This is a genomic window from Pseudomonas sp. 05N431, assembly GCF_056397005.1.
The window spans coordinates 80,063-90,536 of sequence record NZ_JBFTMN010000014.1; the positions used below are offsets into that span (position 1 = coordinate 80,063).

The window sequence follows — 10,474 nt, forward strand, 5'->3', positions numbered from 1 at the left end:
ACCGCTCCTTGTCATCGACCTTGATCAGTTGCCCGGTTTCCATGCACCGGAATTCATGCCGTCCACCAGGCGGTTGATCGCCTCGCGCATGGCCAGGTCGAGCACCTTGCCGTTGAGGGTCGAATCGTAGGCAGCAGTACCGCCGAAGCCGATGACTTCACGGTTGGACAAGGCGTATTCACCTGCGCCCTGGGTCGAATAGACGACTTCCGAGGTGCTGATATTGACGATGTTCAAGTTGACCTTGGCGTACGCCACCTGGGTTTTGCCGCGGCCAAGAATGCCGAACAACTGGTGATCACCGGTCTCTTTGCGGCCGAATTCGGTAACGTCGCCAGTCACCACAAAATCGGCACCCTTGAGGCGCTGGGTCTGCCCCTTGATCGATGCTTCCTGCTGGATCTCGCCCATGTTGTCGCGGTCCAGCACGCTGAAGCGGTTGGTCTGCTGCAAGTGAGTGATCAGGATGGTCTTGGCCTGACCGCCGAGGCGATCCACGCCATCGGAGAAGATCCCGCGCATGTAGCTCGAACGGTTGTCGAATTTGCCAACGGCCATCGGCACTCGAACACCGGCAAAGGCCTGGCTGGCGCTTTCGACTTTTGCTACCGGCAATGCCCGGGAGCTTTCGGTTGCACACCCTGCCATCGCGCCCAATACGGCAATCGCAACCCCTGATACCACCATCCGAGAGATCATTCTCACTGTGCATTCCTTCTGAAAAACGGTTTATCCCGGCATGACAGCGGCCCCGCCACTGCGGGTTGCGGTGGCGAAAAAGCGATGGGGATTCGAATCGATAAGCGACGTGCAGGACGTCGGCGGGCGGCATTATGCCAAAGTGCCACTATTGATGACAGTATTTATATTTTCTGGCGTCAGTTTCTTGAATGATCATAGCGACTAGTGAAAATCCCGGCTGTGCACGCTGATCCCGTTGAGCAGCGGGCTCAGGTCGCTCAAGCGTCCGGCGATCAGGTGCCGGACCTCGCCGACCTTCTCCCAGCGGCCGTCGATCTTGAGCAGTTGCGAGCCGATCAGGGCTTTGCGTTGACGCTCGGCGAGGTCGCGCCAGACCACGACGTTGATGTTGCCGAACTCGTCTTCAAGGGTCACGAAGGTCACGCCACTGGCCGTGCCCGGGCGTTGGCGGCCGGTGACCAGGCCGGCGACGCTGACGTTGCGCCCATGTTCGACCTCCAGCAATTCCCGTGAACTGCGGCAACGTCGGGCACGCAACTCATCGCGCAACAAGGCCAGCGGATGCGGGCCGAGGGTCGTACCGACACTGCTGTAGTCGGCTTGCAGGTCTTCACTCACGGTCGGTTTGGGCAGCACCACGCAAGGCTCTTCCTGGCTCGGCAACCCGGCGAACAACCCAAGTTGTTTCTGCACCCCCGCCACTTCCCAGCGCGCGCGATGGCGATCACCGGCCAGTCGGCGCAACGCTCCGGCGTCGGCCAGTTGTTCTTGGGCTCGGGCATCGAGTCGGGCGCGCTCGCCCAGATCGGCGATGTCGATGAACTCACCCTGCAAACGCGCGGCTTCTATGCGGCGCGCATCGTCCTCGCGAAAGCCCTTGATCATGCGCAACCCCAGGCGAATCGCCGGTTGCTCACCGTCAGTCGGCTCCAGGCTGCAATCCCAATCGCTGGCGACCACGTCCACCGGACGGATCTGCAACTGATGCCGGCGCGCGTCCTGGAGAATCTGGTCCGGGCTGTAGAAACCCATCGGCCAGCTGTTGATCAGCGCACAGGCGAACGCCGCCGGCTCATGGCATTTCAACCAGCAACTGGCGTAGGTCAGCAAGGCAAAACTGGCGGCGTGGGATTCGGGAAAACCGTAGCTGCCAAAGCCCTTGATCTGCTCGAAAATCTGCGCGGCGAACTCCTCCGAGTAGCCGTTTTTCAGCATGCCTTCGCGAAGACGCTTCTGGTGCGGTTCAAGGCCGCCATGGCGCTTCCAGGCTGCCATGGAGCGGCGTAACTGATCGGCCTCGCCGGGACTGTAGTCGGCGGCCACAATCGCAATCTGCATGACCTGTTCCTGAAACAACGGCACACCGAGAGTGCGTTTGAGCACGGCCTCCAGCTGTACCGAGGGATAGGTTTCCGGCTCTTCCTTGTTACGTCGCCTCAGGTACGGGTGCACCATCCCACCCTGGATCGGGCCGGGACGAACGATGGCCACTTCGATTACCAGATCATAGAAGTTTTGGGGTTTGAGCCGGGGCAACATCGACATCTGCGCCCGAGACTCGATCTGGAACACTCCGATGGTGTCGGCGCGGCTGATCATCTCGTAGGTTTTCGGGTCCTCGGACGGTATGTTGGCCAGGCTCAGGTCCCGCCCGCGATGGTGGCGCAGCAAGTCGAAACAGCGACGAATGGCGCTGAGCATGCCGAGGGCAAGAATGTCGACCTTGAGCAGGCCGACCATGTCCAGGTCGTCCTTGTCCCACTGGATGATCGTGCGCTCGGCCATGGCTGCGTTTTCCACCGGCACCAGGCTGTCCAGCGGCTGCTCGGAAATCACGAAACCGCCCGGATGCTGGGACAGGTGCCGGGGGAAGCCGATCAACTGCCGGGTCAGGCTCAGTACCTGGCGCAGCACCGGGCTGTCCGGGTCGAAGCCACCTTCGCGCAAACGCTCCAGCGGCGGCACATCGTCGCTCCAATGGCCGCAGCAATCAGCCAGCGCGTTGACCTGATCCGGCGGTAAACCCAGGGCCTTGGCCACGTCACGGATCGCACCGGCACCGTGATAAGTGCTGACCACCGCCGTCAGCGCGGCCCGGGTCCGGCCATAGCGCTGGAACACGTACTGCAAGACTTCTTCGCGGCGCTCGTGCTCGAAATCAACGTCGATGTCCGGCGGCTCGTTGCGCTCTTTGGAGAGGAACCGCTCGAACAGCATGCTCGTCCGGCTCGGGTCGATTTCGGTGATGCCCAAGGCGTAACACACCGCCGAGTTGGCGGCCGAGCCGCGCCCCTGACACAGAATGCGCTGGCTGCGGGCGAAGCTGACGATGTCTTCGACGGTGAGGAAGTAACTCTCGTAACCGAGCTCGGCGATCAGCTTCAGTTCCTTTTCGATCAGCGCCATGACCGTGCTGTCCGGCCCCTCAGGCCAACGTCTGCTCAGGCCCTGTTCGGTCAACCGGCGTAGCCAGGAAGTCGGGGTCTGTCCTTCGGGCACCAGTTCACGCGGGTATTGGTAGCGCAACTGACCGAGGTCGAAGGTGCAACGCCGGGCAATGATCTGCGTCTCTTCGAGCAGCGACGCGGGATACAGCTCGCGCAACGCCTCAAGGCTGCGCAAGTGCCGCTCGCCATTGGGATGCAAACGCTGCCCGGCGTCGGCGACCCGCACATGCAGACGAATCGCCGTCATGGTGTCCTGCAACGCGCGTCGGCCGCGGGCATGCATGTGCACATCACCGCTGGCCACCGCCGGAATCTGCAAGCGGGCAGCCAGGGCCTGCCAATCAGCCAGACGCCGGGCATCGTTCTGTCCGCGGTGCAGCTCGACCGCCAGCCACAGCCGCTCGCCGAAAATACTTTTTAGCCAGGTGCCGTGTTCCAGCGTGTCAACCGTATCCGGCACCCACAATGCCAGCAGACCGGGCAATGGTTCGCTGAAGTCTTCGCGCAGCACCCGGTACTGGCCCTTTTCCGTACGCCGTCGGGCGTGGGTAATCAGTCGGCACAGGGCCTGATAACCCTCAAGGTTTTCCACTAGCAGCACCAGCTTCGGGCCGTTCTCGATGCGCATTTCACTGCCGATGATCAACGGCAATTCCAGCGCCTTGGCCGCTTGCCAGGCGCGGACGATACCGGCCAGGGTGCACTCGTCGGTGATCGCCAGGGCCTGGTAACCCTGACGTTTGGCCCGCTCGAACAGCTCAAAGGCACTCGAAGCACCGCGCTGGAAACTGAAGTTCGACAGGCAGTGCAGTTCGGCGTAGCCGGCGCTCATGCGAACCAGCCTTGCAGCCACAGCGGCCCGGCCTCGCCCACCGCACGATAAGCCCAGGCCTTGGAGCCTGCGCGGGTTTCGATCAGGTAGTAATCGCGGCGCACGTCGGCGCCATCCCACCAGCCGGACTCGATGCGCTCCGGCCCCATGAGGATGCGCGCCGTGCCTTCGTGCACCGGTAACGGTTCGGTCAGCAACCAGCCGGGACGATGTACATCAGGCAGCGCCGGACAGACCTGCGGCTGTGCATTCGGCAACCAGGCACACTCCGGCCGGTGATCGGCCTGAAAACCCAGGCCCTGCACCGCCTCATCCCCGAGCCGCGCACGCAAGCGTTCGCGCAGTTGCTCCCAGGGCAAGGATTGTTGCGGACGCTCGTCGAACAGCTCCCGGCGCTGCGGGACGAAGCTCGGCAAGTCCTGCGCCGACAGCCGAAAACCGCGCACCGGCGCCTCGACCTGTACCTGTTCCAGCCGTCCCCGGGCCAGTTCGAAGAGCATCGCCGGATCGCGCTCGGCGCTCAGCAGGCCGACCTTGATCAGCGTGTCCGGCAACCCGGCATGCTCCAGGTGCAGGTCAAAGCGCTGCACGCCGCTGTCCCGGCCACACAAAAACGCCGAAAGATCGCCGGTCAACCGGCGTAAGGGGAAGAGCAATGCCTGATGGGATTGCACATCGAAATTCAGCTCGATCCGCACATCGAAACGGTCCGGCGGCAGATAAAACCCCAAGGCCAGCGGCCGTTCGCCCGACAAGGTATCGAGGTGTTTGAGCACTTGTGCGTCAAAGCGTCGGGCCAGGGTTTGACGCGGCAGCGCCTGAACCTGACTCAAGGTGCGCAAGCCCATGCGCGACAGTGCGGTGGCGACCGTGTGCTCAAGTCCGATCCGGTCGACCGGCATCTGCCCGAGCAATTGCCGTAGAGCGTCATTGTCCGGCACCGCCAGACCGTCGTAGGCATTGGCCAGGACCCGTGCGGCCAGCGGGTTGGGCGCCGCGACCAGGCGATGGCGAAACCCCAGCGCCGTGAGCTCTGCGCGCAACCGCGCCTCGAACTGCGGCCAGGGCCCGAACAGCCCCAGGCTCGACTCGATTTCAAACAGCACCGCACGCGGGTAATGCACGCTGACCTGAGAGCTGAAGCGGTAGGCCCAGGCGGCGAGAAACTGCTGCCAATGCTCGATTTCGGCCACGTCATAGTCGGCGCTGACAAAGGCCTTGCTCAAGGCCTGGGCGGCGGTCATCGACTGGCCCGGACGCAGCCCCAATGCCCGCGCCGGCACATTGACCGCTTGCAACACCCGACGCTGCGCCGGACCGCTCAGCAGCACCAGCGGTTCGTCAGGATCGCTGCGCTGACGCAACACCGCGTCCAGCGCCAGTTGCGGGAAAAGGATACAGACCCAGCGCATGCCAACCTCACTGCCCGGTGGCGAAGGCAATCGGTGCCGAACGGGCCAGCCCGCCACGGCACTTGAGCACCCTTAACTGCGCAGGCCTTGAATCGATGGCGATGCGCAGGGCCGCCGGCGAAGGGTTGATGGCGTCCTTGATCGAGCGATAGGCAAACGCCAGGGTCTGCCCGGTTTCCGCCGCCACCTGCAAACGGCGCAAGGCGCGGTCATCCGCCTGTTGCGGCCAGCACAACACCGCACCGCAGCTGCCTGAACGCAGGCATTGTTCCGCCGCCCACAATGCTTCACGGTCACTAGCCTGGATGATCGACAACTGCCGCAGATCCACCCCGGCGTTCTGCCAGGCCTGGGGATACGGCACATACGGCGGCGCTACCAGCACCACTCGCTCACCGGCGGTCGTCAGTCGAGCCAGAGCCGGCCATACCAGTTGCAATTCACCCACGCCCTGCCCGGCGATAAGGATTTCCGTCAGCGCCGCTTCCGGCCAGCCGCCCGTCGGTAAAGCGGCGTCCAGCAATGCATGCCCGGTCGGCTGCGGGCTGATGCTCGGCGGCGCGGGCCGGCCTTTCCAGACCTGGCCACCATTGAACAGCGTATCCAGCGCAACGACGGCGCCCATCACCCTTGCCTCACCAGACCGCAGAACACCCCTTCAATCGCCAGGTCCTGATCGGCGCTGACCACAATGGGGCTGTAATCCGGGTTGCGCGGCAGCAACCGCACGCTGTCCCCTGCCCGTTCAAAGCGCTTGATGGTGACTTCACCCTCAAGCCGCGCAACGACGACCTGGCCGTTCCGCACCTCGGCACTGCGGCGCACGCCCACCAGATCACCGTCGAGGATGCCGTCGCCGATCATCGAGTCGCCCTGAACCCGCAGCAGGTAGTCCGGCGTGCGCGAGAACATCGACGGATCCAGCCACAAGCGGCTGTGCACCTCGGCATCGACGCCCATCGGCGCACCGGCGGCCACCCGCCCGAGGACCGGAATGTCCAGCAACTCGGGGCGGCGCGGCTGGTTGAGCAAGCGAATACCGCGGGCCTGATGCGGATTGACCTCGATAAAGCCGGCCTCGGTCAGCGCCACCACATGCTTGCGCGCCACGCTGCGTGAGGCAAAACCGAACGCCTCGCTGATTTCAGCGAGGCTCGGTGACTGACCTTGTTGCGCGATACGGTCGCGGATGAAGGTCAGGATGGCGGTACGGCGGGGAGTTAAAGTCGTCATGGAGTACATTTGTACTCCTCCTGGGTTTTCCTGACAATAACCGCCAGTCGTAACGCTTAGCCCAGACCGCGCTGGCGCAGAAAAGCCGAAATGAAATCGATGAAAGCCGCCACCTTGGCAGTGGCGCGACGGTGGCTGGGGTACACCGCCAGGATGTGCGAACCGAACGCGTCCGGATCAATCTCGTAGTCGGCCATCAACCGCACCAGTCGACCATCCGCCAGATACGGTGCGGCACTCCATAGCGGCGTGTGCAGCAATCCACGCCCTGCCAGCGCAGCGGCCAGCAGCAAATCGTAATTGTCGCTTTTCAGGCGCGGCCGCGACGGCTGGGGCAAGCTGAGCCGTTGACCGTCGCGCTCGACCCACCAGAATTCACGGCTCAAGGCCGCATGGTGATAGAGCAGCCAGTGATGCTGATCGAGGGTCTGCGGCGTTACCGGAGTCGGGTTGCGCGCCAGGTAATCCGGGCTGGCACACAGGGCCAGGTGATTCTCACCGACGATTCGGGCGATCTGTCCAGGCAAGTCGTCATGGCCTTCACGCAACGCCAGGTCGTAGCCGCTTTCGAGCAGATCGACGAACTCGTCGCACAGGTCGATGTGTAAACTGATTTGCGGGTACTCATCGAGAAAACCTGCGCACACCTCGTCGAGAAAGGCCCGGCCGAAGGCCAGCGGCGCAGTGATTTTCAGCGTGCCCTGCAAACCATGCTGCACCTGCAGGATCTCTTCGCCGACCTCTTGCAGGCGTTGTAACACCTGACGCGCGGTCTCCAGATAAAGCCGCCCGACCTCGGTCAATAAAGTGCGCCGCGTGCTGCGTTCGAACAAGCGCGCACCCAGTTCATCTTCCAGATGACTGACCGCTTTGGTCAGCGCCGACGGAGTTTTGCCCAGTTGCTGCGCGGCACGGCTGAAGCTGCCGTGCTCTGCGGTCGCGACAAACATTTTCAAGGCACTGAGCGTGTCCATGGTTTTTTCCATTCAGGCAAAAGGGTTTTGCTGGTTTCAGGTGTTCTGCCCAGCGTGCCAAGCCACTAGTCTCGCTGCCAGACGAATAAAAACAAGGCATCCCGCATGAATAGAGTTATCCCGACACTCCTGAGCTGCGCCGTGGCTTTTGCCTCGATGGAAGCCATGGCCGCCGCCGATCTGGTATTGATCAACGGCAAGATCTTCACCGCCGACCACGCCCAACCCAAGGTCCAGGCCCTGGCCGTGCAGGACGGCAAAGTGTTGCAGGTCGGCAGCGATGCACAGATCAAGGCATTGATCGAGCCCTCGACCCGGGTCATCGATCTGGCGGGCAAAACCCTGATGCCCGGCCTGATCGACAGCCATTCACACGCGATCTTCGGCGGCCTCGAACTGGCCTCGGCCAACATGGAAGATGAACAGGTCAGTCTCGACGAACTGGAAAAACGTCTGCGCGGCTGGCGTGACGATGGCAAGGCAAAACACGGCGATGTGCTGAGTGTGGCCGGGATGAGTTCGACCTACTGGGCGCAAGCCGAGGCCTTTGCCCAACGTTTCAATCAGGGTGAATGGGCGCAGGTACCGATCGTGTTCATCGGCAGCGATCACCACACCGCCTGGGCCAACAATATGATGCTCACGCGGGCCGGGATCGATGCCGCGCTGATCAACAACCTACCCGCCGCCGAGCGCGATACCATCGGCCGCCTGGCGAATGGCGCGCCCAACGGTTTTCTGGTGGACGCGGGTTGGGACCGGGTCGCTTCGGTTATGCCCAAAGCGAGTCCGGCGGACCTGTTGCGTGCAGCCCAGGCTGCGCTGCGGTTCAACAACAGTCTGGGCATCACTGCCTGGATGGACCCGGCCGCCAACGCCGCGCCGGGGGAACCGGTGTTCGCCCTCAAGCCCACGGAGAAAACCGTCGGCGTCCTGCCGGTGTACAAGGCGCTGTCTGAAACCGGGGCCATGAGCGCGCACGTCGCCGCGCTGCTGGTGGCCAACCCGCGAAGCCGCCCGGCTGACCTCGACACATTGGACACGGTGCGCAAGCAGTTCCAGGACATCCCGAACCTGAGCCTGCCCGGCATCAAGATTTTCGCCGACGGCGTACTGGAATTTCCGGCGCAGAGCGCGGCGCTGATCGATCCCTACAACAACTCACACAAACAGGATGAGCTGTTGATCGATCCGGCGCATTTCGGGGAGCTGGTCAGTGCTGCCGACCAACGCGGCTGGTTGGTGCACATTCACGCCATTGGCGACCGCGCGGTACGTGAGTCGTTGAACGGGATCGAGCAGGCGCGCAAGGATCGACAAAGCGGCGTGACCCACTCCATCACTCACCTGCAACTGGTCAACCCCAAGGAGTTTGCGCGCTTCAAGCCACTCAATGTGATCGCCTCAATGCAGTTGCTCTGGGCCTCGGCTGACGAGTACACCCTGGACATGATCAAGCCGTACGTCAGCGCACTCGCCTTCCGCTATCAGTACCCGGCGCACTCGTTGCTCAAGCAAGGCGCAACGATTGCCGGTGCGAGTGACTGGCCGGTGTCATCGCCGAACCCGTTCAACGCGATGGCCCAGGCCATCACCCGTGTCGGGCCCAAAGGCGTGTTGAACGCCGCCGAGGGCATCGACCGCGAGAGCATGTTCTACGCCTACACCGTCAACGCCGCCCGCACCATCGGCCTGGAACAACAGATCGGTTCGCTTGAGCCCGGCAAGCAGGCGGACTTCATTATCGTCGACCGCGATGTGTTCAAGGTCGACGAAAAAGCCCTGCATGACACTCGGGTGCTGAGCACCTGGTTCGCCGGCCGCGAAGTCTATGCGCCCGCGGCACAGTAAAAAAACTGTGCGCGCAGCCTCTGCCTTCAGCCGATGCTCAGTGCGCGCAGATCCAGCTGACCGTCCTTGAGCGGCGGGCACCAGTAGTAACCACCGGTGATCGGCCGGCTCATGCGGTACAGACCATCAACGACGCCGTCTTCCAGACCACTCATGCGGCGCAGTTGGGCTTCGAAGGCGTTGAAGGAATGGCCGAAGGCCAGGAACATCAGCCCGGCACGATCGCCTTCGATCCATGGCATGGAGCGACGCACGATGAAGGCTTCGGGGGTGAAGCTTTCCTGGGCGGTGCGCTTGACGTGAGCGGAGATCGGCGCGTCGTCGAGTTCTTCGTTATCGCTCTTGCGACGGCCAATGATGTTGTCCTGCTCATGGGATGGCATCGCATTAAAACCGTTCAAGTCATGCTGCCACTGCTGGATCGCGGCGAAGCTGCCACCCACCAGACCGTCCTCACCCTCGGCCACCAGCGCTGCGGCAACGGCGGCTTCGTCGTGGGGGTTCTCGGTGCCGTCTTCATAGCCCGTCAGGTCGTGGCCACTCATGTGACGGAAGGCTTCGTTCATCTGCACCAGGCGCAGCGCTGGAGCCAGCGCGACTTCAAGGGCACGGCTGCGATTAAGCAACTCGCCGCGATCCTCACCATGCAGCCAGCACCACAGCGCGTGCTGGGTCGAAGGGTTATCGACGCCAACGCCGATCATCGCCGGGAACGGTCGCAGCCCTGCTACTTTCGCATCCAGTGCATTGACCAGCGACTTGCCAAAACCGACCACCGCCGACTTGCCGTCCACCAGTTTCATCAGGTTTTCGAGCGCAGCCGGCAAAGCCGCAGCGGATTCGAGAGCGAAAAACAAATGACGCGCCTGAGGCGGAACGGGGGTGGCAAGGATGCCCGGCTGGTAGTAACTCATGAGAACTCCTCTGGAAAGGCATGAAGTTTACCCGGCACGCGGAAGTTTGTGTGTGTTGAAAGGCACAAGAGCGGTGCAGACACGAAACTGTGCTGATGTCGTTCACATA

At 62.8% G+C, this 10,474-nt stretch carries 8 protein-coding genes; 1 reads left to right on the plus strand and 7 read right to left on the minus strand.

Translation table 11 applies throughout. The features are described from left to right. Positions 1-24: 24 nt before the first annotated feature. From AC1DIG_RS22095 to AC1DIG_RS22120, 6 genes are all read right to left on the minus strand, one after another. Positions 25-699 carry a CsgG/HfaB family protein gene (locus AC1DIG_RS22095; protein ID WP_477769063.1) on the minus strand — a complete coding sequence of 225 codons (675 nt, stop codon included), beginning with the start codon at positions 697-699 and terminating at the stop codon, positions 25-27. 204 nt (positions 700-903) lie between these two features. Then, entirely contained in the window at positions 904-4,002 is a 3,099-nt protein-coding gene (locus AC1DIG_RS22100) for an error-prone DNA polymerase (RefSeq protein WP_477769016.1), read from the minus strand. After that, a complete protein-coding gene (locus AC1DIG_RS22105) occupies positions 3,978-5,393 on the minus strand; it encodes a Y-family DNA polymerase (RefSeq protein ID WP_477769017.1) in 1,416 nt (471 codons plus the stop codon). Before AC1DIG_RS22105 ends, AC1DIG_RS22100 begins: the two co-directional genes overlap by 25 nt. A gap of 7 nt (positions 5,394-5,400) precedes the next feature. Continuing rightward, positions 5,401-6,018, minus strand: coding sequence for a translesion DNA synthesis-associated protein ImuA (imuA, locus tag AC1DIG_RS22110; protein ID WP_477769018.1), 618 nt, complete (start codon positions 6,016-6,018; stop codon positions 5,401-5,403). Next, complete coding sequence (gene lexA / locus AC1DIG_RS22115) at positions 6,018-6,635, minus strand: transcriptional repressor LexA (protein WP_477769019.1); 618 nt, start codon at positions 6,633-6,635, stop codon at positions 6,018-6,020. The genes imuA and lexA overlap by 1 nt, the downstream gene beginning before the upstream one ends. A 47-nt stretch (positions 6,636-6,682) precedes the next feature. Further along, a complete protein-coding gene (locus AC1DIG_RS22120) occupies positions 6,683-7,600 on the minus strand; it encodes a LysR family transcriptional regulator (protein ID WP_477769020.1) in 918 nt (305 codons plus the stop codon). A gap of 105 nt (positions 7,601-7,705) precedes the next feature. Between AC1DIG_RS22120 and AC1DIG_RS22125 the strand changes: the two genes are divergently transcribed. Continuing rightward, complete coding sequence (locus AC1DIG_RS22125) at positions 7,706-9,451, plus strand: amidohydrolase (protein WP_477769021.1); 1,746 nt, start codon at positions 7,706-7,708, stop codon at positions 9,449-9,451. A gap of 26 nt (positions 9,452-9,477) precedes the next feature. Here AC1DIG_RS22125 and AC1DIG_RS22130 read toward each other — a convergent pair whose 3' ends face one another. Further along, a complete protein-coding gene (locus AC1DIG_RS22130) occupies positions 9,478-10,365 on the minus strand; it encodes a Dyp-type peroxidase (protein WP_477769022.1) in 888 nt (295 codons plus the stop codon). Between the last annotated feature and the right edge of the window lie 109 nt (positions 10,366-10,474).